The sequence below is a fragment of the Limnobacter sp. 130 genome (assembly GCF_902506325.1).
Taxonomy (GTDB): Bacteria; Pseudomonadota; Gammaproteobacteria; order Burkholderiales; family Burkholderiaceae_B; genus Limnobacter.
In genome coordinates, this window is sequence record NZ_LR732328.1 from 901,502 (window position 1) to 926,961 (window position 25,460).

Genomic DNA, 25,460 nt, shown 5'->3' on the forward strand with positions numbered 1-25,460 from the left:
TCTGCGCAATTGTCGTTGTAATCAAACGCCAAGTCAAAACAGGGTCAAAAACAATCCAGCTTGTCTCTCAGGGCAGCCAACGCTTTTTCGACTCGGTCAACACCAATCACTTCAATGCCATCGATGGGCTGTTTCGGTGCATTGCTGGCCGGCACAATGGCATGAGTAAAACCAAGCTTGGCTGCTTCGCGCAATCTTTCCTGCCCACGCGGGGCTGGGCGCAGCTCACCCGACAGGCCAATTTCACCAAACACGACCAATTCTTTGGGCAGGCGTTTATTCCGCAAGGACGACACCATGGCCAACACAATGGCCAGGTCGGCAGCAGGTTCTGAAATTCGCACGCCGCCCACAGCATTGATAAAAATGTCCTGATCAAAAAACTGCAAACCTGCGTGGCGGTGCATCACCGCCAGCAACATGGCCAAGCGATTCTGCTCTAGGCCAACCGACAACCTGCGCGGTGAAGGCGAATGAGAGGAATCGACCAAAGCCTGAATTTCAACCAGCAATGGTCGCGCGCCCTCTTGAGTGCACATGACACAGGAACCAGCCACCCATTCGGCGGTTTGCGACAAAAATAGCGCGGATGGATTGTTCACGCCTTTCAATCCACGATCGGTCATGGCGAACACGCCCAACTCATTGACTGCACCGAATCGATTCTTGAATGCGCGCACCAAGCGGAATGAGGACTGCGAGTCGCCTTCAAAGTAAAGCACCGTGTCAACAATGTGCTCTAAAACACGCGGACCAGCCAGCGTGCCTTCTTTGGTAACGTGACCCACCAAAATGGTGGTGATACCCAAAGCCTTGGCAAGTCGGGTTAACTGGCTTGCACATTCGCGCACCTGACTTACCGAGCCCGGCGCAGCACTTAGCTCGCTGGTGTACAGGGTTTGAATGGAGTCGATCACCAGAACCTGGGGTTTGTGTGTTTCAAGCTGAGCCACAATTTGCTCAAGCTGAATTTCAGTCAACACATTCAAGTTGGTGTGTTCCAGCCCCAGGCGTTGCGCCCGCAAGGCAATTTGCCCAGCCGATTCTTCACCGCTTACATACAAAGCCGATGTTGTTTTGGCCAAAGTGACCATTGACTGCAACAGCAAAGTAGATTTACCAATTCCTGGATCGCCGCCCAGTAATACCACCATGCCCGGCACCATTCCGCCGCCCAGCACACGGTCAAACTCGGGCACACCACTGCTGAAACGTGGGTGGTCTTGCGCTTGAATCTCTGAAAGCTTGATAACGCTACTGCTTTGCGCGGCCAATGCCGCGAAACGGCTGTGCCTGGTTGGCGCGGCAGTACTTACCACAGACTCAACCAATGTATTCCAACTGCTGCAATCGGTACACTGACCTTGCCATTTGGCAAATACGGCGCCGCACTCTGTGCATTGATACTGACTTTTGCTCTTGGCCAAAACGGCATGTCCCTTTAACAGCTAGACTTTAAAAAATGGCACGCGGGGCGCAATTGCACACAGCAGTTCATAACCAATGGTGCCACACCGATCGGCCACCACATCCACCGGAATATGCTCGCCCCACAACTCCACTGTGCTGCCAACATTGGCATTCGGAATGTGGCTAACGTCAATGGTCATCATGTCCATGGACACTCGACCGACCACAGGCGCCACCTGCCCCTCGACATACGTGGGCGTGCCATCGGGCGCATGGCGTGGATAACCATCAGCATAACCGCAGGCCACCACAGCCACACGGCCATTTTCGGCAGCCTGCCACCGGGAGCCATAGCCCACGGTATCGCCTTTTTTAATGGGTTGAATGGCAATGATTTCGCTGGTGAAAACCATGGCGGGCTTTAATCCATAATTGGCAGCGGCATTCGGACCAGGTGTTGCGCCATAAATTGCGATACCTGGGCGTGCAATATCACCCGCCAAAGCCGGAAAATTAAGACTACCAGCCGAGTTTCCCAAACTGCTTTGCCAACGTACAGGCTTCAAGCGCATCAGGGTTTGATGTTGATCTTGAGCAAAAGGCAGTCGAGCCCTGGGCTCGGCTTCATCTGCATTGGCAAAGTGAGTCATCAAGACAGGGGTTGGCCAGTTGTGCTTCAAGGTGAACTCATCCAGCCAGCAAATAGCTGCGGCGGCGGACTCTGGCTGAAAGCCCAGTCGGTTCATTCCGGTGTTCAACTTCAGAAAAATACGGGGTTTGTGGAAAAACAGTTGTGGTGCCAAACCTGCCAAATCATTCAACTGGTCTTGATTGTGAACAACCCAGTCACAGCGCAATTCGATGGCTTTGAGCAAATCGGCCTGATCAAAACAACCTTCAAGCAACACAATCGGCTTGTTCCAGCCCAAACTGCGCAAGCGTGCTGCCCCCTCAATTTCTAAAATGGCCAAAGCATCTGAATACTGCAGTCCATCGATAATTCTTTCCAGACCATGCCCATAACCGTTGGCTTTCACCACGGACATTACCAAGGTATTGCCCAGCAATTCCTTGATTCTATTGACATTGGCTGAGATGGCGGCAGGGTTAACCACCGCACGTATGGGTCGTGGCATGGACTGGCTAATGATGATTTAAGGGTAGGCTCGAACTTCGTAAAAAAGGCATTGCTTAATACGTGAAGCATCTGGATATGATATAACGCCTCAACACCGTTGAACGAGTAGCGAAACGGCGAAATCGCACTAAATGGATTTCGCTCAATTCAAAGTTGAATGAAACCCGGCTTTTACACCATCATGGCGGCGCAGTTTTTCTCGTCGCTAGCAGACAACGCACTCTTGATTGCAGCAATTGCATTGCTGTTTCAAATTCAGTCGCCTGACTGGATGACCCCATTGCTGAAACTGTTCTTCGTGGTTTCATATGTGGTTCTGGCGCCGTTTGTCGGCGGGTTCGCAGACACTCTGCCCAAGGGGCGGGTCATGTTGATCACGAATTCCATCAAAATTGTGGGCTGCCTGATGATGTTCTTTGGTGTGCATCCCCTGCTGTCATACGCAGTGGTGGGCTTGGGCGCCGCGGCATACTCGCCCGCCAAGTACGGCATTTTGACCGAGTTGCTGCCACACGAGCGTTTGGTAGAGGCCAACGGCTGGATCGAAGGACTCACGGTGTTGTCCATTATTCTTGGCACCGTACTCGGGGGTATTTTGATTGCGCCGGGCACAAGCCAGTATTTGATGCAACTTCATATTCCGGGCGTCACCGACAATATGGACACGCCCGCCGAAGCAGCGATTTTCGTGATCACTTCTGGCTACCTGATTGCGGCCATTTTCAATTTCAAGATCCCAGACACGGGCGCACGTTACGAGCCCCAACTCAACCACCCCATTATCATGACTCGCAAGTTTTACGGCTGTGTAAAGCAGTTGTGGGGCGACAAACTTGGACAAATTTCATTGGCGGTCACCACGCTGTTTTGGGGTGCTGGGGCCACACTGCAGTTCATCGTTTTGAAGTGGGCTGAAAGTGCTTTGGGATTGCCCTTGGACAAAGGTGCGATTCTGCAGGGTGTTTGTGCTTTTGGTGTAGCGGCGGGTGCTGTGGCAGCCGCCAAACTGATTCCCTTGAAAAAATCCATGGTGGTACTACCCATGGGTATTTTGATGGGTATTGTTTGCATGACCATGGTTTTGGTAAACAACCAAAGCATGGCCTACCTGCTGATTACAGTGATCGGCGCGCTTAGCGGCTTTTTCGTGGTGCCCATGAACGCTCTGCTTCAACACCGCGGCCATGTGCTGATGAGCGCGGGTCGCTCCATTGCAATTCAAAACTTCAACGAAAATATTTCCGTACTGACCATGCTTGGCATTTACGCCATTTTGATCAGCTTTGACGTGCATGTGAACAATGTGATTTTAATGTTCGGCGGGTTTGTAATGGCCACCATGATGATGGTGATTCTTTGGCATCGCCGAAACCAACGGCTGTTCAATGTTGAAGCACGCATTGGCGAAGACCGCCCTGTGGGCATGCCACAATAATAAACCGCGAATTAAATAATGCCCTGTTGTTTCAATAACAACAAATCGTCCCACACCTTCGATTTTTCTTCGGGCCTGCGCAAGAGATACGCCGGGTGGTAAGTCACCACCGCTGGAATATCGAGCCCGTCCAGGGTCACTCGATGAACCTGACCACGAAGTTCGCCCACTGGTTTTTTGCTGTTCAGCAAGGTTTGAATCGCAAAACGCCCCACCAACAACAATACTTTTGGATCATTGGCCTTGATTTGCTCCACCAGGTAAGGCGAACATTCTGCAATTTCAGCCGACTCGGGATTTCGGTTGCCAGGTGGGTGACACTTCAACACATTGGCGATGTACACATTGTTTGCACGACTCACCGAGATTGCTGCCAGCATGCGGTCAAGCAATTGCCCTGCCCTGCCTACAAAAGGCAAACCCACAGCGTCCTCGTCAATGCCAGGGGCTTCTCCCACGACCATTAAAGGTGCATGCGCAATGCCATCAGCAAACACCGTTTGCTTGCGTGTTTCACACAAGCTGCATTTCTTGCAATTGGCAACCGTGTTTTGCAATGACTTCAGCGAGGGCAGCTCCTGATGCACACCTTGCGCAGGAATAGCCGGAACCTGCACCTGCGGAGTCTCGTTTGCTTTCAATTCCCAAACCGGGCCCAAGCCCATTGCATTGAACAGGCTGGCCTTGGTACGTGCGTTTGTCATTCCAGCATGCCTGTAAATCGTTTGAACATCACGAGGGCGTCTTCTCGCCCCAGTTGAGACGGGTAATAATTTTTGCGTGCACCAATCAACTTGAACCCTTGTTTCTCATAGAGATTTTTTGCAGCGACATTGCTGGGCCGAACTTCCAGCAACATGCCTGTTGCACTGGCCAGTTTGGCCTGACCAATGCCCCACTGCAACAAATGTTTGCCGTGTCCCAAACCTTGCAGGTCAGCACGAATGGAAATATTGAGCAAGTGATACTCATCAACCACATGCATCATCACGATGTAACCAGCCAGCTCCTCGTTGAGCCACATGCAATGCATGTGATATCCCGCCCGCAAGGAATCGAGAAAATTACGGTCAGTCCACGGAAATTCGTAAATGTGGTTTTCAACCAGAATTACAGCAGGCACGTCAGCCTCCGTCATGGGTCGAATACTAAATAACGCCATGCTTCAACGCCAATCGTTCAGTGGTGGTTTGCGCAACCTTGTCGCGAACGTACAAAGGTTGGCAATCGATTGCCCCAGCAACCCGCCCCGCCGCAAATTCTTGCCATGCCAATTGCCCCAAGCGCACTGCAGACACCTCGCCCTGTTTCACGCTGTCGCTTGCCAACGTAATTTGCGCAAACAATTGCGAATCGCAAACGACCTCGCCTTCTAATGTTTGCAATATCGAGATCGGCAACAAATGCGGCGGCTGCACCCACTGCGTGCCGCACGGCAGACGTTCAAGGGTTGCGGCATAAATTTCATTCAAACGCGCATCCATTAGCACCGTTACAGGCCTGGTTGGCATGGGTAAGGGCAACATGCATTCAAAACTGCTCAGCGGCACGGTGGGCACTTTCCACGCCACGGCCAAACCTTGAGCAACACCACAAGCTGTTCGCAAGCTGGTAAATCCACCAGGGCCAATATCTACCGCAATGGCGACACATTCGGTCGACTTCAAGCCCACTTTTTGAAAATGCGCCTGGATCAGCGGCAACAGCTGGGCTGACTGGCTTTTGTAATCGGTGATTTCAAAGCTGAACAACTCACCTGCCAAATCAAGTGGACTTAAGGGTTCTGCAGCGGCGGCCACCCTGGCCACGCCCGAACTGGTGCTGATTGCCAATAGAAAACGAGACGTCATCAACGGCCCTTTACCATCAAGACCACAGCCTGAGCTTCGATGGCTTCTTTTCGTCCCAGATAACCCAACTTCTCATTGGTCTTGGCTTTGATATTGACGGCATCCAGTGGCAAACCACAAAGGCCGCTCAAGCTTTCATGCATGGCCGCCATGTGCGGCGCAAGTTTTGGGCTCTGACAAATCAGGGTGGAATCAATGTTGATCAGCGAGAAGCCTTTGGAATTCGCTTGATCGATCACTTTCTTCAACAGCACACCACTGTTTGCACCTTCAAACTGGGGATCGGTGTCAGAAAAATGAGTGCCGATATCACCCAAAGCGCAGGCACCCAAAATTGCGTCGGTAATTGCATGCAACAAGGCGTCTGCATCGGAATGGCCTGACAAGCCGAGCTCGGAAGGAATGTGCACTCCACCCAAAATCAACTTGCGTCCTTCGACCAAGCGGTGAACGTCGTAACCCTGCCCCACCCGCAGGCGATTAATTTCACTCATTCAGAGTCCTCCTGTTGCAAGTTCAGCAACCTGGCCACAACCTGCAAATCGTCAGCTTGGGTAATTTTCATATTCTCAATATGCCCAGGCACAATCAGGGGACCAATTCCAAGGGTTTCGATTGCACTGGCATCGTCGGTCAGTTTGGCACCTTTGTACACACACTCGGAAATGGCCATGGCAAGAGCCTGTGCCCGAAACATTTGCGGCGTTTGCGCAGCCCACAATTGGTCTCGGGGCACCGTGGTCTGGGCGATCACCTCGCCCCCCTCAGCCACACTGGTTTTTTTCAAGGTGTCGGCCACAGGCAACGCCAGCAAGGCCCCTGCAATGTGCTCACTGCCTTCATCGATTAATCTTTTCAAGGCAGCTGCGCTTAAACCGGGGCGAGCAGCGTCGTGCACCAAAACCCAATCGGTTTCAGCGACAAGGAAGTTCGCCAGCAAATGATTCAAGCCATTCAATACGCTATTGACTCGCTCTTGCCCCCCTACCGGAAGGCACTTCACATTGGCATGCCCGGCAAACAAGTCCTGGGCTGCCGAATCATCCCGAGCCACCACCACAAATACCTTTTCCACGCGTGGATCAGCCAACAAGGCCGACACACTGCGCTCGAGCACTGTTTTTGCGCCCAGCATGGCGTATTGCTTGGGGATATTTCCGCCAAAGCGATTCCCCGCGCCACCAGCAGGCACCAATCCAAAAAACCTGGCAGTTCTTGCCATGAAAGCCTGTTCCTATGCGGGCACTTGCCGCCGTATAATACGGGCCTTGATTCATCGACCCAAAACCCGAACTTGACGCCCACTGGAAAACCAGCAAGGTTGCAGTATCCAAGCGGGCAAACCTTATGCTGTCATATTTTACTTCTTCTTTTCAGTTAACCGGCGGCCACAGGCTCAGCTTGGCGCACCCACCCGGCAGCGCCGATGCATTTTTGTTGGCCCAATTGTGTTCACAGGCCCAAGAACAGGGCAAGCTGTGCCTGATCACCTGCGCCAACCCGCACGATGCAACCCGCCTGCAAGAAGAAATTGCCTTGTTTGCTCCAGGCTTGAAGGTGCATTACCTGCCCGATTGGGAAACCTTGCCCTACGACAGTTTGTCAGCCCACCAGGATTTGGTGTCTGAACGACTGGCCACTTTGTACCAAACCCAGCGGGGCGATCTGGACGTACTGATTACCGCAGCCAGCACCGCCATTCAAAAACTGGCGCCGCCTTCTTTTCTGGCGGGCAGTACGTTTTATTTCAAAACAGGCGACAAACTGAATGAAAAAAAACTGCGCGAGCAGTTGACGATCGCCGGCTACAACCATGTGTCGCAGGTGATGACCCCCGGCGAGTATTGCATTCGCGGCGGCATTATCGATTTGTTTGCCACCGGCACCGCCCTGCCATTTCGCATTGATTTGTTTGATGATGAAATCGAATCGATCAAAACATTTGATGTAGACACCCAGCGCAGCCTTTACCCGGTTCGCGAAATGCGCCTGCTCCCCGGGCGCGAATACCCGATGGATGAACAAAGCCGCGCGCAGTTTCGCAGCAAGTGGCGAGAACGCTTTGAAGGCGACCCCTCGAAAGTTGGCATTTACCGCGACATGGGCACCGGTGTGGCCAGCGCTGGCATTGAATATTACCTGCCTCTGTTTTTTGAGAACACGGCCAGCCTGGTCGACTACCTGCCTCAAAAAGAACTGGTGTTTATTCAGCATGGCGATGTAGACCAAGCGCTTCAGACCTTCGCGGCTGACACGCAAAGCCGCTTCGACTTCTTGTCGAAAGACATACAGCGCCCAATACTGCGGCCTTCCGAAATTTACCTGAATGCCAATGAGTTTTTCAGCAGTTTCGAAAATGCGGCGCGCGTGAATTTGTCGGCATCCAAAAATGCTTTGGTGCCAGAATACAGCGGCGCACTGCTACCCGACCTGGCTGCTGACCGAAAAGCAGATGACCCTGTTTTCAAATTCCGCAACCTGATAGAACGCACTGGAGCTGGCAGCTACAAACAAGTGATTATGGTGGCCCCCAGCGATGGTCGTCGAGAAACCCTGAACCAGTATTTCCTTGAACACAAGCTAAAACCCCACCAAACCGAAACACTGCAAGGTGCACTGGAAAGTGGCGAACACTTTGTGCTGTGTACAGCAGTGCTGGACCAAGGCTTTGGCGTGCACCGCGGGCTTGAAGCGCAAATTGCGTTTGTTACTGAAGCAGAATTGTTCTCGCTTTCCCCACGCCGCCGCGGCGCACGCAGACAACAAGAACGGCAAAGCAACGTCGAATCAATGATTCGTGATTTGTCGGAACTGAAAATCGGCGACCCAGTGGTGCACCAACAACATGGTATTGGCCGGTACAAAGGCCTGATCAGCATGGACCTTGGCGAAGGCGAATCTGAATTCCTTCATCTTGAATATGCCAACGGTTCGAACCTGTTTGTGCCGGTAGCCCAGTTGCACGTGATCGCACGCTACAGCGGTGCAGACCCGGAAAATGCACCCGTGCATGCACTGGGTTCAGGCCAGTGGGAAAAAGCCAAGAAGAAAGCTGCCAAAATGGTGCGCGACACCGCAGCTGAATTGTTGAACCTGTATGCTCGCCGCGCCTTGCGAAAGGGCCATGAATTCAAACTAAGCGTTGGCGACTACGAAGCCTTTGTTGAAAAATTCGGCTTCGAAGAAACAGCCGACCAGGCCGCTGCCATTCGCGCGGTAATCGCCGACATGACCTCGCCCCGCCCCATGGACCGTTTGGTGTGTGGCGATGTGGGCTTTGGCAAAACCGAAGTGGCATTGCGCGCTGCATTTGTCAGTGTAATGGATGGCAAGCAAGTGGTGCTGCTGGCCCCCACAACGCTGTTGGCCGAACAACACTTCCAAACCTTCTCCGATCGCTTCTCCGATTGGCCCGTGAAAGTAGTCGAACTGTCCCGATTCAAATCACCCAAAGAAATTCGCGATGCGGTTGAATTGATCAATACCGGCAAAGCCGACATCATTATTGGCACGCACAAAGTACTCAGCTCAGAAGTTGAGTTCTCGCGCCTTGGGCTGGTGATTATTGATGAAGAACACCGCTTTGGCGTACGCCAAAAAGAGGCCTTGAAAAACCTGCGTGCTGAAGTGGATGTACTGACGCTTACCGCGACACCCATTCCACGCACACTGGCCATGAGCATGGAAGGCATTCGGGATTTCTCCGTAATCGCCACTGCCCCGCAGCGCCGCCTGTCGATTAAAACCTTCGTGCGCCGTGAAACTGACAGCGTAATTCGCGAGGCTGTACTACGCGAACTCAAACGTGGCGGGCAGGTGTACTACCTTCACAATGAGGTCGATACCATTGAAAATCGCCGTGAGGCGCTTGAAAAAATTCTGCCGGAAGCCCGTATCGGTATTGCGCACGGGCAAATGAATGAGCGTGACCTTGAACGCGTGATGCGCGATTTTTATCAACAGCGATTCAACCTGTTGTTGTGCACCACCATTATTGAAACCGGCATTGATGTACCCACAGCCAACACCATCGTGATTCACCGAGCCGACAAATTCGGCCTGGCGCAACTGCACCAGTTGCGTGGCCGCGTTGGCCGTTCGCACCACCAAGCCTATGCCTACATGATGGTGAACAACGAAGAAGGCTTAAGCAAAAACGCCGAACGTCGTCTAGAAGCAATCACCATGATGGAAGACCTGGGCAGCGGTTTTTATCTGGCCATGCACGACCTTGAAATTCGCGGTGCTGGCGAGGTATTGGGTGCCAATCAAAGCGGCAACGTGCACGAGGTGGGCTTTCAAATGTACACCGACATGCTGAACCACGCTGTGCGTAGTTTGCGCGCTGGCAAAGAACCCGACTTGACTGCACCACTGAACGTCACAGTAGAAATCAACCTGCACACGCCGGCTTTGTTGCCTGAAGATTACTGCCCCGACGTGCATGAACGCCTGACCCTGTACAAGCGCCTGGCCAGTACCGAAGAAATGGACTTCATTTCAGAGGTTCAGGAAGAACTGATTGACCGCTTTGGAAAACTGCCTGAAGCTGCCACAGCACTGCTTGAAACGCACCGCCTGCGCATTTTGGCCAAACCCCTGGGAATCGCGAAAATTGACAGCTCCACCGATGCAACTGTTGTGCAATTTGATGCGCAACCGAATGTGGATGCAGGCAAAATCATTTTGATGATTCAAAAAGAAAAAGACATGAAACTGGCCGGCGCCGAGCGTTTGAGAATTACACGCAGTTTCCCGAAAGTCAGCGACCGTGTACAGTTTCTTAAAGGTTTGATCAAACAACTGGCCTGAACCCACATGATCTACAACGCTGGCACACAATTCACTTGGTTTCGCCTGCTGGGCGCGGCTCTCCTTTTCGGGAGCGCTTTAATCTCAGGCAAGGTGCAAGCACAAAACCCTGATTCAGGCGACGCTGGCCTGGCAGTCTACAAGGCCTTGTTGCCCAAGGCCGAAGCAGGCGATGCCGAAGTGCAAACTGCACTCGGATTGATGCGCCTGCGTGGTGATGTCGTGGAACGCGACCTGAAGGTTGCACGCGTTTGGCTGGGGAAAGCGGCCATGCAAAACCACACGCCTGCCCAATACTATTTGGGCCAATTGCTGTTGCTTGATGTATTCAATGCCAACCAGCCAGACCTGAGCAAACAACTGACCGAAGGCCTGGGTTGGTTGCGCCGCGCATCCCGAGACCAACACAACCCGTCGCAATTGCTGTACTCACAAACCGTTCTGGAAAGTCACCTGGAAAGCCCATTCGGACACAGCAAAATTGAAGCCCAGCAACACCTGGATTCTTGTGCTGAAGTGTACTTGCCGTGCACCCAATATGCGCTGCAACGACTCGACAAGGGCAAGGAAGAAGTTTACTGCCCCAAAAATGAATTCTGCGAACAAAAAAAGCGCCTGCTTTACACATTGGCCAATGCAGACGACGCCAACGCACGTTACCGGCTGAGCAAGTTTGAAGGCGAAGACCGCATGTTCTGGTTGCGTCGTGCTGCGCGCCTGAATCACCCTCAAGCCAGTCATGAATTGGCCGAGCTTGTACTAAAAAATGAAGTGCCCCTTCAACCAGAAGACCCGGCAGTGTTGGCATTGTTGAATTCCGCAGCGCAACAGGGATTGGTTGAATCAATGCACCTGCTAGGCAATCTGCTCTATGAGGGAACCCGATTTCCAGTCAACAAGCCCTTGGGGTTACAATGGTTAAACCTTGCGGCGCAACAGGGTCACGAACCCTCAATCAAACTCTTGGCACAACTTCAAGAGCCCGCCGGTGAAATTTCCGCAAACGACAAGGTAGAATCCGCGCAACCCACGGAGAGCACACCATGAGCCGACTATTCTTTTCCTCCAAAACATTGACCACCGCCCAGGTGCACACCGCGCTTGATGCACTCAGCCTGCCCACACTGGGCGTTGAAGTTCAAGACCAACAAGCCTGCATTGAAATTCCTGAGGCCTACACACTGCCCAAAGCAGCCATTACCGACACCATGCGGCCATTAAGCCGTGTGCACCAGTTCGACTTTGCAATCCTGGAATCCGAGTTTCAGGCCAATGAATTCAAATTGCTGGCCATGGACATGGACAGTACGCTGATCACGATTGAATGCATCGATGAAATTGCAGACTTTGCAGGCAAGAAAAAGGAAGTGTCTGAAATTACCGAAGCCGCCATGCGGGGTGAAATCAAAGATTTTTCCGAAAGCCTGAACCGCCGGGTGGCTTTGCTCAAAGGCGTACCGGAAAGCTGCCTGCAGTCTGTATTTGAAGAACGCCTGCGCTTGTCGCCAGGGGCAGAAGAGCTGATTGCCTATGCCAAAGCCAACAAATGGAAAACGCTGTTGGTCAGTGGTGGTTTTACCTTTTTCACCGACAAAATGAAGGAAGTATTGGGGCTGGATTACACCCGATCAAATACGCTCGAAATTGTCGATGGACACTTGACCGGCCGCGTGTTGGGCACCATTGTGGATGCAGAAGTGAAACGTGAAACCGTGCTGGAAACCTGCGCACTGTTGGGCTGCGAGCCCTCGCGCGCAATTGTGGTGGGCGATGGTTCCAACGATCTGAAAATGATGGAAATTGCCGGCGCCAGCGTGGCGTTTCATGCCAAGCCAGTGGTGCAGGAGAAAACAGACTTTTGTATCAACCACGGTGGGTTGGATAGCATCTGCAAGTGGTTTGAGGCGAATAGCTGATCAGCGAACAGAGGTTTGGGTAGAACACCCAAACCTCATCACGCGGCAATACCGCTGAGTATTACATCCGCTCAAAAATCGCGGCAATACCCTGACCACCACCAATACACATGGTCACCAGTGCATAACGACCCTGAATGCGCTGCAATTCGTACAACGCTTTCACGGTAATAATTGCACCTGTGGCACCAATGGGGTGGCCAATTGAAATACCTGAACCATTGGGGTTCACCTTGGCCGGGTCCATGCCCAATTCCTTGGTTACGGCACAAGCCTGCGCAGCAAAAGCCTCGTTGGCTTCAATGACGTCCATGTCTTCAATTTTCAAGCCCGCTTTTGCCAAGGCTTTTTTGGTTGCAGACACGGGGCCAATGCCCATAATGGTTGGTTCAACGCCAGTGTTGGCGTAGGCCACCAAACGGGCCATGGGCTTCTTGCCAGCCTTCTCGGCAGCGCCACGTTCCATCAACAGCACAGCACCCGCACCGTCGTTCAAACCCGAAGCATTGCCAGCTGTCACTGTGCCGTCTTTCTGGAACACGGTTTTCAGTTTGCCCATGCCCTCAACAGTCGCGTCGCCGCGAACGTGTTCGTCAGTGTCGAACACAACAGGACCTTTGCGGGTTTTTACTTCGATCGGCAAGATCTGGTCTTTGAAATAACCGTTTGCAATTGCGTTGGCTGCACGCTTGTGGCTTTCAACCGCCAAGGCGTCCTGGTCTTCACGGCTTACATTGAATTCTTTGGCCACGTTCTCAGCGGTTACGCCCATGTGGATCACATGGAATGGGTCGTGCAGTGCACCCACCATCATGTCGATGCCCTTCATGTCGCCCATGCGTGCGCCCCAACGGGCAGCAGGCAAAATGTACGGGGCTTTGCTCATGCTTTCAGCACCGCCACCAATGGCCACATCGGCATCGCCCAACATAATGCTTTGCGCCGCAGTCACAATGGCTTGCAAGCCAGAACCGCACAGGCGGTTCAAAGTAAGTGCAGGCGTTGTTTTGTCCAAACCACCTTCAATGGCAGCCACGCGAGACAAGTACATGTCGCGGGGCTCGGAATTAACCACATGGCCAAACACAACATGGCCCACCTGGTCGGCGCTTACACCTGCGCGTGCAACCACTTCTTTCACAACCATGGCGCCCAACTGCGTTGGGGAAAAATCTTTCAAACTTCCACCAAAGTCGCCCACTGCGGTGCGTACACCGGCTACTACTACCACTTCACGTGTCATTTTCCATCTCCTATTTTTTATTAAACGATTCAGCTAAATGATTCTGTTATGCAATTCGACCCCAAAGGTCGTGTTCATCACAGTCATCAATCAGCACATTGATAAAATCGCCCGGCTTAGGCTTCTGGGCCGGGTTTTCAGGCATGGGTACAAACACATTGCCATCAATTTCCGGGGCATCGGCTTTGCTGCGGGCCACAATGCCCTCTTCGTCGGTTTCGTCGACCAACACTTGCATCACTTTGCCCAACTTGGCTTCATTGCGGCTCAGTGAAATCTTTTCCTGCAGTTCCATCAAACGCGCGCGGCGCTCTTCTTTCACTTCTTCTGGCACCGGGTTGTCCAGCGCATTGGCCACTGCACCGTCCACTGGCGAGTAGGCAAATACGCCCACACGGTCCAGTTGCGCTTCTTCAATGAAATCGAGCAGGTGCTTGAATTCATCTTCTGTTTCACCAGGGAAACCAGTGATAAATGTGCTGCGCAGTGTAATGTCGGGGCAGGTTTCGCGCCAGGCACGAATGCGTTCAATGTTGCGCTCGCCACTGGCGGGGCGCTTCATGCGTTTGAGCACATCGGGATGTGAGTGCTGGAATGGAATGTCCAGGTAAGGCAAAATTTTACCTTCCGCCATCAACGGCACCACACGGTCCACGTGGGGGTATGGGTACACATAGTGCATGCGCACCCAAATGCCCAGTTCGCCGAGTTCTTCGGCCAGTTGCTGAAACTGTGTTTTTACGGGGCGGCCATTCACAAAGTCAGTGCGGTACTTCAAATCCACGCCATAGGCCGAAGTATCCTGGCTCACCACCAGCAATTCTTTCACGCCGGCTTTTTTCAGGCTTTCTGCTTCACGAATTACTTCACCGATTGGACGGGAGACGAGATCGCCACGCATGCTTGGAATAATGCAGAAGGTGCAACGGTGGTTACAGCCTTCTGAAATTTTCAAATAGGCATAGTGCTTGGGCGTTAACTTCACGCCATGGTCGGGCACCAAATCAATGAACGGGTCGTGTGGTTTGGGCAGGTGAATGTGCACCGCCTGCATCACTTCTTCAGTGGCATGTGGGCCAGTAACAGCCAACACCTTGGGGTGCAAGTTGGTAATCAGTTCCTTGCCCTCGTTGCCGTTTTTGGCACCCAGGCAACCCGTTACAATTACCTTGCCGTTCGCATGAATGGCTTCACCAATGGCGTCCAGGCTTTCCTGCACGGCACTGTCGATAAAACCGCAGGTATTGACAACGATCAGGTCTGCCCCTTCATAGGAGGCAGATACGTTGTACCCCTCTACTTTCAGTTGGGTCAGAATTCGCTCGGAATCCACAAGGGCCTTTGGGCAACCCAAAGAAACAAAGCCCACACTCGGTGGGCGCTTGGCAGAGAAGGTTTCGTCTTGCATATTCGGTGTTACTTTTTGGTAGGGTCCGGCTTTGCTTTGGTGGCACCGGGCATACCAGGCGCGCCTGGCATTCCGCTCATGCCGGGAAACTCGCCCGGGTTTGGGAATCCAAAGTTTGTGAACATGCTGCGGGTCTGGTTTTGAAACTGATCCTGCATTTGCACAAACATGTTTTTGCTTTGTTCAATGTAATTGCTCATCATGCTTTGAATCACAGGCGTTTGAACACTCATGAATTGTGACCACAATTCCGGGTTTGCAAACTGACTGCCATCCGCCACATTTTTTCCTTGATCCTGGAAGCTGTTCTGAATGTCCATGAACGCTTGCAGGTTTTTCTCAAGGAATGTACCCATAATGCCCTGCATGGCATTGCCGTAAAACCGAATGATTTGCGACAGCATGGGAGAAGTGAAAATTGGCACGCCTGCAGTTTCTTCTTCCAGAATGATCTGGAGCAAAATGCTACGGGTTAAATCTTCACCGCTTTTCGCATCCACGACTTGAAATCCTTCGTTTTCCAGCACCAATAGCTTTACATCGCCCAAGGTGATGTAACTGCTGGTTTGAGTGTCGTACAAGCGTCGGTTTGGATACTTCTTGATCAGTCGTGTTGCGTCAGCCATGCCTCTCATCTCTTTCTTGTGGTGTTATACGCCGCCGCACCTGCGTGGGTGAACGGTCTGGTTGCAGGTGCATCAATTTGTCAAACTACCTTGCACAAACAAGCACTTACAAAAAACAAAGCACTGCACGCTTTTTCAACGTGCAGTGCAACATCATACCGCCTTTTTGGCACTTGGTTGCCGAAAATGCACCAAGGATTAACCCATGTGCAAACCACCATTCAGCGAAAAGTCAGCGCCTGTCGAGAAACCAGAGTCCTCAGAGGCCAACCAGGCGCAAATGGATGCAATTTCTTCAGGTGTACCCAAACGCTTTACCGGAATGGTATTCACAATTTTTTCCAGTACATCAGGGCGAATGGCACGAACCATGTCCGTACCGATGTAGCCCGGAGAAACCGTGTTCACAGTGACACCCTTGGATGCGACTTCTTGAGCCAACGCCATGGTGAAACCACGCAAACCCGCTTTGGCTGTGGAGTAGTTGGTCTGCCCAAACTGCCCTTTCTGACCATTCACCGACGAAATATTGATAACACGACCAAAGCCCTGCTCAACCATGCCACTGATAACCTGTTTGGTCACGTTAAACAACGAGTTCAAGTTGGTGTCGATCACGGCAGACCAATCGTCGCGACTCATTTTGACAAAAGTACCATCGCGGGTAATACCGGCATTGTTCACGAGAATGGAAACCGTGCCGTGCTCGGCACGTACTTTCTCGAAAGCAGTCACGGTGCTGTCCCAATCGGCCACATTGCCTTCGCTGGCATACACCTCGTATCCTGCGCTGCGCATTTCACCCAGCCATTTTTCCTTGCGGGGTGAATTGGGGCCACAGCCTGCGATCACACGGTAACCCGACTCACACAGCTTCTTGCAAATGGCCGTTCCAATACCACCCATACCACCTGTCACATACGCTACTTTTGGTTCATTCATGATTCACATCCCTTCTTTATTTGTATTGATTTGAATTTATCCGAATACTATCTGGAGACAGCCAAAGCCACGCCCATGCCACCGCCGATACACAATGAGGCCAAACCTTTCTTGGCATCGCGCTTGTTCATTTCATGAATCAAGCTTACCAGCACACGGCAACCTGACGCACCAATTGGATGCCCCAAGGCAATGGCGCCGCCGTTCACGTTGATCTTTGATGTATCCCAACCCATTTCCTTGTTCACGGCACACGCTTGTGCCGCAAAAGCTTCGTTGATTTCCATCAAGTCCAGCTCAGCAGCAGTCCAGCCTGCTTTTTCCAGGCACTTCTTCGAAGCAGGGACCGGCCCCATACCCATAATGGTCGGATCCAGGCCAGCACTGGCATAGGCAGCAATGGTCGCCAACACGGGCAAACCCAGTTCTTTCGCTTTCGCAGCACTCATCAACATCACAGCGGCTGCACCATCATTCAAACCAGATGCGTTAGCAGCAGTCACACTGCCGTCTTTCTTGAATGCGGGCTTTAACGCGGTCATGTTGTCCAGCGTGGCGCCCAGGCGTGGAAACTCATCGGTGTCAAACACCAAGGGGTCGCCTTTGCGCTGAGGAATGCTCAACGGGAAAATTTCATCCTTGAACTGGCCAGCCTTAATTGCAGCTTCAGCTTTGTTCTGGCTTTTCACCGCAAACTCATCTTGCTCCGCACGTTGAATACCATACTTGTCCGCCACGTTTTCAGCGGTAATGCCCATGTGGTACTGGTTGTACACGTCCCACAGGCCATCCACGATCATGCTGTCTACCAGCTTGGCGTCTCCCATGCGAAAACCATCGCGGCTGCCCATCATCACATGGGGCGCTGCACTCATGTTTTCCTGACCACCGGCAATCACGATTTCAGCGTCGCCGCAGGCAATCGCTTGTGCGCCCAGCATCACTGCCTTCAGGCCAGAACCGCAGACTTTGTTAATTGTCAGAGCAGGCACAGTGTTCGGCAATCCCGCTTTGATGACAGACTGACGGGCCGGATTTTGACCCGAACCAGCGGTGAGCACCTGTCCCAGAATCACTTCTGAAATCTGCTCACCCTTCACGCCCGTTTTCTCAAGCAAACCTTTGATCACGTGCGCCCCCAACTCTGGCGCAGAAATTTTGGCAAGTGATCCACCAAACTTGCCCAGTGCGGTTCTGCCCGCAGCAACAATTACCACTTCAGTCATGTCAACTCTCCTTACAGGTTTTTATACGGCTCGCTGTTTGACGTATCGTCCAGGTGCGGGCTCAATGGATTTGAATTTTGTATTGCCGGGTTTTGCTGGCGCTTTCACTTCTCCGCCTTTCATGGACTCAAGCCACTGCGCCCAATCATTCCACCAACTGCCAGGCACTTCTTTGGCTTGCTTGAACCATTGCTCAGGGGTATCTGGAATTTCACCTTCACACACCCAGTAATTGCGTTTGTTTTTATTGGCCGGGTTGATAACACCGGCAATGTGGCCACTGGCACCCAGCACAAACCTGGATTCACCGCTCACCAAATGGCTAGTTTGAAAGGCACTTCGCCAGGGCACAATGTGGTCTTCACGAGTTGCCAAAATGTAAACAGGTACATCGATCAAACCCAAATCAACCGGCATGCCACAAACCATGGCTTTGCCCGGCTGGCACACCTTGTTTTCCAGGTAAGTATTCCGCAGGTACCAAGCAAACATGGGGCCCGGTAAATTGGTGCTGTCACTGTTCCAGTACAACAAATCGAACACGGGTGGCTTTTCACCTTTCAGGTAATTGTTCACCACGTAATTCCAGATCAAATCATTTGGGCGCAGCGAGGAAAAAGCACTCGATAAATCTTTGCCGGGCATAACCCCACCCTGACCAATGCTTTCTTCCCGCGCCTTGACCTGCTCCTCGTCCACAAATACACCCAAGGCACCAGTGTCGGTGAAGTCGAGCAAGGTGGTCAAAAACGTGACACTGTTGACACTGTCGTCTTCGCGATTGGCCAATGTCGACAAAGCCGTTGCCAAAAGCGTGCCGCCCACACAAAAACCAAGCACGTTCAGCTTGGGTTGTTTGGTGATGGTTTTGACAACATCAATGGCCTTGATTACGCCATCTTCAACATAGCCATCCCAACTGAAATGCCCTTCAGCCTCGGTGGGGTTTTTCCAGGACACCAGAAACAAAGTGTGGCCTTGGCTAACCACGAAGTTAACCAGTGAATTGGCGGGTTGAAGGTCGAGAATGTAAAATTTATTGATGCACGGCGGCACAAACAACATGGGCTGTTTACCCACTTTTTCAGTGGTGGGCTTGTACTGCAGCAGTTGAAAATAATCGCACTCAAACACCACGTCACCAGGTGTAGTGGCTACATTCACACCCACTTCAAATGCATCTTCATCGGTTTGTGAAATGCGACCTTTTTGCATGTCTGCCATCAGGTTTTGAATGGCCTGTGTCAGGCTTTCACCTTTGCTCTCCAGCAATTTTTTCTGCGCTTCCGGATTGGTAACAAAGAAATTGGAAGGGCTCAGTGCATCGACAAACTGCTCAACGGCGTACTCAACCTTGCGTTTTTCAGGACTGCTGTCGGGCACCAGTTCAACAATACGTTTCGTGAACCGTGCGTTCAGCGAATACATGGCCGCAGTGAACTCATACACACCGTGGTCGTGCCAATCGGGTGAAGCAAAGCGCTTGTCACCCTGAATCCAGGTGTCAAGAGATACAGGCTGTGTGGCCTTGGACTCGGGATTGGGTAAATTGGAAAACGCCGAAGCCAGCAATGCGGACAACTCGGCAGCGTATTCAGTTTGAATTTGCCCCAGTGAATGCACCGGGATTTGGGTCAGTGCAGCCTGGCAAGCACCCATGATCGAATTCATGAATGGCTGAATGGCTCCCATGGTTGCATTTTGTAACGGCACTGAGGCTTGCAATCCCGGGATTGGCCCCAGTTGCCCGAAGGCACCCATGGCCTGCTGAAACTGGGCCTGCATCTGCTGCTGCATTTGTTCTGCAACAGGCAATAGCTGACCGAAGACTTCGTTAAAGTCTGGTATTTGTTTGTTCACCTTCCTCTCCTTTGCGGGCGCAATACGCTCCCTTGGCTCGTCGGCCTTTTGTATATTGTGCACCGCAACATTTTGACTTGTCAAATAATTGTATGCCTCTGACCCTTACTGTTTGCTGATGAGCCCGATTTCATGCACCATCTCCAGTGTATTCGTTTCACCCTAGAGTTCACAAAAGATGTACATCGTAATTATTGGCTGGATGTATGTGGTTACCTTGATGGCAGCCACTGAAACAAACTTCGTGGCAGGCATTGTCACTTTTCTGTTTTACGGGGCGTTGCCCTGCGCAGTGCTGGCTTATTTGATGGGAACAAAGTCGAGGCGGCTTAAACGACTTGCTCAGGAAGAAGCCGAATTAGTGTCGCAAAACGCCCAGAAGGAACACCCTGCTGTTGCCCCCGTCGATGAGAAAACCAGCGTAAATCAGTGACAGTGTCCCAATCGCCAGCCTGAACTTTGCCTACACCCAAGTCGTCAAGCACACAACGAGCCAGACCATAGATATTCGCCAGAAATTTTCCGTCAGACCCAGCGGGTTTGAAACACATTGAGGATGTGGTGATTTTCTGGACAAAGGCATTCAATACCTCAGAACCCACCTCGAACGACTCCGGTCCAATTGCCGGTCCCAACCAAACCTTGATCTGACCCATCGGCACATTGCACGCGCTACCCAGCGCTTTGGCTGTGGCCTGTAGTACGCCAGCATGCAAACCCCGCCAGCCCGCATGTGCTGCGGCAACACCGATGGCTTTGCCGGAATAATCAAAGGCGGCAAATACAGCAGGCAGGCAATCTGCGGTCATGATGGCCAAAGCAACATTGCTGTTGACGCATGTAGAGGCATCAGCACTTGGTGGCATGGCACCAAGGCCATGTGAATTGGTTAACAGACCGGCATCAAATACATCGCACCCATGCACCTGATTCAGCCAAAGAACCGGGGCACCCATTTCCTGCTGAACAACGCTGCGCCTGTTTTCGACATCGTCCAGTTCATCTCCAACATGTGTACCCAAATTGAAACCATAAGGGCCAGTGTCAAAGGCAGGATCGCCGAATCCGGTTTGCGTTACACACACCTTCACCCCCAACCAGTTTGGGCCGATTTCGGCCAATGGCAGGAATTTATTCGATTTCTTCGAGGTCATCATCGTCATCAAATCGCACCAGCACCGAGGCCTTGTGTTGGTGTGCTTCCTCAAGCACAGCCTCTTCGACCTCGTCGCTGTGAAAGTCTATGCCAGCCATTTCTCCCAGCAAACGCAAGTCCTCTGGGGCCTTGGCCACATATTCAGGCCATTCATGGTTACCAAGGCTTTCATCCCAATCTTCTGCAGCTTCATCAGTGCCCTGCACATGAAAATGAGCCGGGTCGGGAAAGCTGAGATGCGTGGCATGCAAGGCCTGGCGCTCAAACTTTTCTCCATTTGGAAGCTCGATGGACGACAGCCTTAACGCCGAATGACTGCCAGCCCCCCTGATTTTATAAACAGGATCGGCCACCAAGGCAAAACCTGCATGCTGTGCATGCACGCGAATTTGATGGGTACGCCCCGTTTCAAGGCGACACACCATCAAAGTGACAGGCACCTCAAGCAGTTCACCGAAGGCTACCGGGGTAAAGTGAGTGACTGCGGGCTTGCCATGATCAACCACAGCCATGCGCAAGCGGTTGCGCGGGTCGCGGCCCAAGGGGTTGTTCACAGTTAGCGAGTTGGCAATGCGCCCCCACACCATGGCCAAGTACACACGTTTTACAATTCGGGCTTGCAGCATCTGGACCAGCTTCACCTGGGTTTCCTGAGTTCGAGCCACCACCATCAGGCCGGTGGTGTCGGCATCCAGACGGTGAACAATACCCGCACGGGGCACGTGGATCAATTCGGGGTCAAGGTGATACAAACCATTCATCAAGGTACCCGTCCAGTGCCCAGGCGCAGGGTGAACCACCAAACCCGCCTGCTTGTTGACCACTGTGTATTCCTGGGTGCGCGCCACAATGTCCAGGCCCATGTCCTCAGGTATCAATGCCTGCATGTGGGCAAGAACCCCTGGACTAAGCGCGATGCGGTCCATGCCTTGTACTTTCTGGTTGCCTTTGGCTGCGGCCACGCCATTGACCAGCACCCGCTCCTCTTTTAACCAGCCCTGCAGGCGGGAACGGGAATACTGCGGGAACAACTCGGCAATCACTTTGTCCAAGCGAGAACCACCCAGTTCCATAGGCACCCGGGCTTGCAAAGGTTGATCGGGTTGCGCGCTTTCTGCGTCGTCGTGAATTTGGGAGGTCATAAATTAAAATCGAATCTTTCAATTGAGTATGCCGCCGGTGGGCAGCACGGGCTTTGCCCGATATAATGGAAAACCATAGATGATCAAACAGGGACACTTCGGGTTTCGAAATCACATGAACAAAACCACATTGGCCCCGCGCAATACTTGGCTGCGCACATTATCGCAGTTATTCCTGATCCCCGCGTTGATTTTCGCACTGGCTGCCTGCGGCTCGGCAAAACAATTCGATGAAACCGAGGGTTGGAGCCCTGCCCGCCTTTACGAGGAAGCCAAAGCAGAAATTGATGTGGGCAACTACGAACGCGGCATCGAATTGCTGGAAAAGCTGGAAGCGCGCTACCCTTACGGCCGTTTTGCGCAGCAAGCTCAAATTGACACCGCATTTGCCTATTACAAGTCTGGCGACAATGCCCAGGCTTTGGCAGCGACCGACCGCTTCATCAAGCTGTACCCCAACCACCAAAACCTTGATTATGTGTATTACCTGCGTGGTCTAATCAGCTTTAACGAAGACAAAGGCATTTTTGCACTGCTTTCTGGCGAAGATCAAAGTGCTCGCGACCCGAAAGGAACACGCGCAGCATTTGATGCGTTCAAGGAAGTAGTCAGTCGCTTTCCTGAGAGCAAATATTACGACGACAGCAAGTCTCGCCTTCAATACCTGGTGAATGCACTGGCGCAAAACGAGTTGCATGTGGCCCGCTACTATTACAGGCGTGGCGCCTACCTGGCCGCCGTTAACCGGGCTCAGGAAGTGGTTCGTCGATTCGAACAGACACCCTCCATTGAGGAAGCCCTGTTTATCAGCCTGAGAAGCTACGAGAAATTGAATATGACCGCCTTGGCGGCAGACACCAAGCGTGTGATCAACCTGAACTTCAAAGACAGCCCTTACTGGGATATGGATCTTCCAGAGAAGGAAAAGGTTGAAGCCAAGTGGTGGCAGGTCTGGAAAGAGTAAACACTCTTCTGGTTTTATAAAAAAGGATCCTTCGTGGATCCTTTTTTATTTTTGGCGCTTGTCAGTCATGAACTGAATAGCCACTTTCAATTCTCGTGTGCGCTTGAACGGCGGCAAACTACGCCAAAGCAGCTTGCCATAGCCTTTTTCTACCAAGCGACGGTCGCCAATCAGCAATACACCCCAATCTGATTCGTCACGAATCAAGCGGCCTGCTCCCTGCTTCAAGGCAATGGCAGCATCGGGCAATGACAGATCCTGAAACGCATTGCCACCGCGGTTTTTAATCAACTCACTTTTGGCTTGAAACACAGGATCATCAGGTGGTGCAAACGGCAACTTGTCGATGATGACCAAGCGCAGCCCTTCACCCCGAATGTCCACACCTTCCCAAAAGCTGGCGGCCCCCACCAAAACCGGGTTATTCAACACCCGGAACTGTTCAAGCAACTCGGCCCTGGATGCTTCCCCCTGGACCAACAAGCTCCAATCAAGCTCGTCCTTCTCAATGCGTTCACGCAGGTATTCCCCCACTTGCTTGACCGCGCGATGGCTGGTGCACAGAAAAAACACGCCGCCCTCACTGGCTTGCAGCAACGGCCACACCGTTTCGCACAACTTCTTGCTGAATTGGGGCTCGTTTGGAAACGGGAGATTGTCGGGTACACACAGCAATGCCTGCGACTCATAGTCAAAAGGACTGGGCAACAAAAGCTGTTGGCAATCATCCAGCCCCACCTGCAAGGTGAAGTGCTGCAAGCTTTCCTTGATACTCAAGGTGGCACTGGTAAACACCCACGCTTTGGGCTGTTCGGCATACAACTTGGCAAATGCATTGGATACATCCAGTGGTGAATCACAGAACTGAACCACATGGGTAGACACACTCACCCATCGCACAGATTGTTCATCGGCTTGCGCGGTTGCGGGCGAGAACCAATCTTGCCAGCGCAGGCACAGCTCGCTTGCCCGGCCCATCAGTTTCACCCACGACTCATTGCGCACCGACAATGGGCTGATCATTTCAATCAAGCCCTCCAGGCGACTTTCAAAGTCAGCGCACACGGCAGCCACGCCATTCAAGGCCAAAAACTGGGCATGCGTGAACCGCGCTGAATCAATCTCGGTACCTACGATTCGGCGAATTTCCTTCAGGGCAAGCTCCATGGGGCGGAGCACGGTGTCCCAATCGCCAGCATCCGCACTGGAAGTTCGGCCTTCAATGAGTACATCACGCAAAAACTCCTGACACTGGGCTGTGGATATCGCCTGTCCAAGCAGGCTTGTCGCGATATCTGGCAACTGGTGTGCTTCGTCAAATACGATTACATCGCAGGCGGGCAGCAATTCTGCAATTCCCTCTTCTTTCAGCGCAAGGTCGGCCAAAAACAAATGGTGATTCACCACAACCACCTCTGCGTCCAGCGCATCCCGGCGCGCCTTGTTCACAAAACACTCCGAGGCATTGGGGCATTCGCCACCCAAACAGTTGTCTTTGTTGGAAGTTACCCAGCTCCACACGGCGGAATCCTCGGGCACGCCTGCACAATCGGCGCGATCACCCGTGTGAGTGCGGCCTGCAAATAGTTTCACTTTTTGAAGATGATCCACTTCACGCGGCGACGGCAAACGTGCCTCTTTTAAAGCCCGCTCAAGGTGAAAATGGCACACATAATTTTGACGGCCTTTCAGCAAAGCCACATTAACCGGCACCCCCAAGGCTTCACGAACCAACGGAAGGTCTTTGTTGAACAACTGATCTTGCAAAGTTTTGGTGGCCGTGGACAACAATACCCTGCGACCCGACAACAAGGCAGGCACGACATACGCAAAGGTTTTGCCTGTACCTGTGCCCGCCTCGACAACCAAAGCGCTTTGTTTCTCAATGGCCTGCCCCACGGCTTGTGCCATCTCGATTTGTGATTCGCGTGCACTGAACCCAGGCAAACGGCGAGCCAAAGCGCCACCAGGGGCGAATGCCTCGTTCAAGGGTTCAGAAAAATCAAACATGCAGGATACAGGTGCGTTTAGGTGTAAAAGTTAGGCGGGAATATCGGGTTCAAGCTGAATTTGGAGCAGCGTAATCGAGTCTTTGATTTGCAACTTTCGCTTTTTCAACCTGCGAACCTGTAGCTGATCGAAACCTGCCTGCGCCGTGAGCATGGCAATTATTTGATCCAGGTCGCGGTGCTCGACTTGCAGTTCTACGATTCGTCGCTTGATCGATTCAATGTCTTCAGTGTGGACCATGGGCATTCAGGTTGAACCAGCTCGGTGTTGTGAACATTGTAGCCGCAAGTGAACGAAGGCTGGAAACAATCTACCCGAAGTG

General features: G+C 52.4%; 22 protein-coding genes. 5 read left to right on the forward strand and 17 right to left on the reverse strand.

Features of this window, described 5'->3' with window-relative positions:
- Positions 1 to 44: 44 nt before the first annotated feature.
- Entirely contained in the window at positions 45 to 1,427 is a 1,383-nt protein-coding gene (gene radA / locus FRIGORI9N_RS04285; protein ID WP_159568631.1) for a DNA repair protein RadA, read from the reverse strand.
- 21 nt (positions 1,428 to 1,448) lie between these two features.
- Positions 1,449 to 2,546: an alanine racemase gene (gene alr / locus FRIGORI9N_RS04290; RefSeq protein ID WP_159568632.1), complete on the reverse strand. Its 1,098-nt coding sequence runs from the start codon at positions 2,544 to 2,546 to the stop codon at positions 1,449 to 1,451.
- Positions 2,547 to 2,705: 159 nt separating this feature from the next.
- Between alr and lplT the strand changes: the two genes are divergently transcribed.
- Complete coding sequence (gene lplT, locus FRIGORI9N_RS04295; protein WP_159568633.1) at positions 2,706 to 3,983, forward strand: lysophospholipid transporter LplT; 1,278 nt, start codon at positions 2,706 to 2,708, stop codon at positions 3,981 to 3,983.
- Between the two features lie 11 nt (positions 3,984 to 3,994).
- Here the strand turns inward: lplT and FRIGORI9N_RS04300 are convergent, their stop codons facing one another.
- The 5 genes from FRIGORI9N_RS04300 to ispD are packed head-to-tail and all read right to left on the reverse strand — an operon-like array spanning position 3,995 to position 7,055.
- Positions 3,995 to 4,687, reverse strand: a complete 693-nt coding sequence (locus tag FRIGORI9N_RS04300) for a uracil-DNA glycosylase (protein WP_159568634.1) — start codon at positions 4,685 to 4,687, stop codon at positions 3,995 to 3,997.
- Positions 4,684 to 5,145, reverse strand: a complete 462-nt coding sequence (gene rimI / locus FRIGORI9N_RS04305; protein ID WP_159568635.1) for a ribosomal protein S18-alanine N-acetyltransferase — start codon at positions 5,143 to 5,145, stop codon at positions 4,684 to 4,686. Before rimI ends, FRIGORI9N_RS04300 begins: the two co-directional genes overlap by 4 nt.
- Complete coding sequence (tsaB, locus tag FRIGORI9N_RS04310) at positions 5,132 to 5,833, reverse strand: tRNA (adenosine(37)-N6)-threonylcarbamoyltransferase complex dimerization subunit type 1 TsaB (RefSeq protein ID WP_159568636.1); 702 nt, start codon at positions 5,831 to 5,833, stop codon at positions 5,132 to 5,134. Before tsaB ends, rimI begins: the two co-directional genes overlap by 14 nt.
- Positions 5,833 to 6,327: a 2-C-methyl-D-erythritol 2,4-cyclodiphosphate synthase gene (gene ispF / locus FRIGORI9N_RS04315; protein ID WP_159568637.1), complete on the reverse strand. Its 495-nt coding sequence runs from the start codon at positions 6,325 to 6,327 to the stop codon at positions 5,833 to 5,835. Before ispF ends, tsaB begins: the two co-directional genes overlap by 1 nt.
- On the reverse strand, positions 6,324 to 7,055 hold the full coding sequence (ispD, locus tag FRIGORI9N_RS04320) for a 2-C-methyl-D-erythritol 4-phosphate cytidylyltransferase (protein ID WP_159568638.1): 732 nt from the start codon (positions 7,053 to 7,055) through the stop codon (positions 6,324 to 6,326). The genes ispF and ispD overlap by 4 nt, the downstream gene beginning before the upstream one ends.
- Before the next feature lie 125 nt (positions 7,056 to 7,180).
- Here ispD and mfd point away from each other — a divergent pair, with 125 nt between their 5' ends.
- The 3 genes from mfd (at position 7,181) to serB (ending at position 12,561) form a co-directional block, all read left to right on the forward strand.
- Positions 7,181 to 10,645: a transcription-repair coupling factor gene (gene mfd, locus FRIGORI9N_RS04325; RefSeq protein WP_159568639.1), complete on the forward strand. Its 3,465-nt coding sequence runs from the start codon at positions 7,181 to 7,183 to the stop codon at positions 10,643 to 10,645.
- Positions 10,646 to 10,738: 93 nt separating this feature from the next.
- Entirely contained in the window at positions 10,739 to 11,692 is a 954-nt protein-coding gene (locus FRIGORI9N_RS04330; protein WP_159568640.1) for a tetratricopeptide repeat protein, read from the forward strand.
- On the forward strand, positions 11,689 to 12,561 hold the full coding sequence (gene serB, locus FRIGORI9N_RS04335; protein WP_159568641.1) for a phosphoserine phosphatase SerB: 873 nt from the start codon (positions 11,689 to 11,691) through the stop codon (positions 12,559 to 12,561). The genes FRIGORI9N_RS04330 and serB overlap by 4 nt, the downstream gene beginning before the upstream one ends.
- Positions 12,562 to 12,622: 61 nt before the next feature.
- Here the strand turns inward: serB and bktB are convergent, their stop codons facing one another.
- From bktB to FRIGORI9N_RS04375, 8 genes are all read right to left on the reverse strand, one after another.
- Complete coding sequence (bktB, locus tag FRIGORI9N_RS04340) at positions 12,623 to 13,804, reverse strand: beta-ketothiolase BktB (RefSeq protein WP_159568642.1); 1,182 nt, start codon at positions 13,802 to 13,804, stop codon at positions 12,623 to 12,625.
- 46 nt (positions 13,805 to 13,850) lie between these two features.
- Positions 13,851 to 15,212, reverse strand: a complete 1,362-nt coding sequence (rimO, locus tag FRIGORI9N_RS04345; protein WP_159568643.1) for a 30S ribosomal protein S12 methylthiotransferase RimO — start codon at positions 15,210 to 15,212, stop codon at positions 13,851 to 13,853.
- A gap of 8 nt (positions 15,213 to 15,220) precedes the next feature.
- Positions 15,221 to 15,838, reverse strand: coding sequence for a polyhydroxyalkanoate synthesis repressor PhaR (gene phaR / locus FRIGORI9N_RS04350; RefSeq protein ID WP_159568644.1), 618 nt, complete (start codon positions 15,836 to 15,838; stop codon positions 15,221 to 15,223).
- A gap of 198 nt (positions 15,839 to 16,036) precedes the next feature.
- Positions 16,037 to 16,780: an acetoacetyl-CoA reductase gene (phbB, locus tag FRIGORI9N_RS04355; protein ID WP_159568645.1), complete on the reverse strand. Its 744-nt coding sequence runs from the start codon at positions 16,778 to 16,780 to the stop codon at positions 16,037 to 16,039.
- A 47-nt stretch (positions 16,781 to 16,827) separates the two neighbouring features.
- The gene (locus FRIGORI9N_RS04360; protein ID WP_159568646.1) at positions 16,828 to 18,006 is read right to left on the reverse strand and encodes an acetyl-CoA C-acetyltransferase; all 1,179 of its coding nucleotides are present in this window, start codon (positions 18,004 to 18,006) and stop codon (positions 16,828 to 16,830) included.
- 21 nt (positions 18,007 to 18,027) lie between these two features.
- A complete protein-coding gene (locus tag FRIGORI9N_RS04365; protein WP_236550799.1) occupies positions 18,028 to 19,866 on the reverse strand; it encodes an alpha/beta hydrolase in 1,839 nt (612 codons plus the stop codon).
- Positions 19,867 to 20,195: 329 nt separating this feature from the next.
- A complete protein-coding gene (locus FRIGORI9N_RS04370; RefSeq protein ID WP_201301404.1) occupies positions 20,196 to 21,029 on the reverse strand; it encodes a polyphenol oxidase family protein in 834 nt (277 codons plus the stop codon).
- A complete protein-coding gene (locus FRIGORI9N_RS04375) occupies positions 20,998 to 22,164 on the reverse strand; it encodes an RluA family pseudouridine synthase (protein ID WP_159568647.1) in 1,167 nt (388 codons plus the stop codon). Before FRIGORI9N_RS04375 ends, FRIGORI9N_RS04370 begins: the two co-directional genes overlap by 32 nt.
- A gap of 115 nt (positions 22,165 to 22,279) precedes the next feature.
- Here FRIGORI9N_RS04375 and FRIGORI9N_RS04380 point away from each other — a divergent pair, with 115 nt between their 5' ends.
- Entirely contained in the window at positions 22,280 to 23,128 is an 849-nt protein-coding gene (locus FRIGORI9N_RS04380) for an outer membrane protein assembly factor BamD (protein WP_159568648.1), read from the forward strand.
- A gap of 45 nt (positions 23,129 to 23,173) precedes the next feature.
- Here the strand turns inward: FRIGORI9N_RS04380 and FRIGORI9N_RS04385 are convergent, their stop codons facing one another.
- Both FRIGORI9N_RS04385 and FRIGORI9N_RS04390 read right to left on the reverse strand, forming a co-directional pair.
- Entirely contained in the window at positions 23,174 to 25,138 is a 1,965-nt protein-coding gene (locus FRIGORI9N_RS04385; RefSeq protein WP_159568649.1) for an ATP-dependent DNA helicase, read from the reverse strand.
- Positions 25,139 to 25,168: 30 nt separating this feature from the next.
- Complete coding sequence (locus FRIGORI9N_RS04390) at positions 25,169 to 25,384, reverse strand: YdcH family protein (RefSeq protein WP_008248474.1); 216 nt, start codon at positions 25,382 to 25,384, stop codon at positions 25,169 to 25,171.
- Positions 25,385 to 25,460 lie beyond the last annotated feature (76 nt).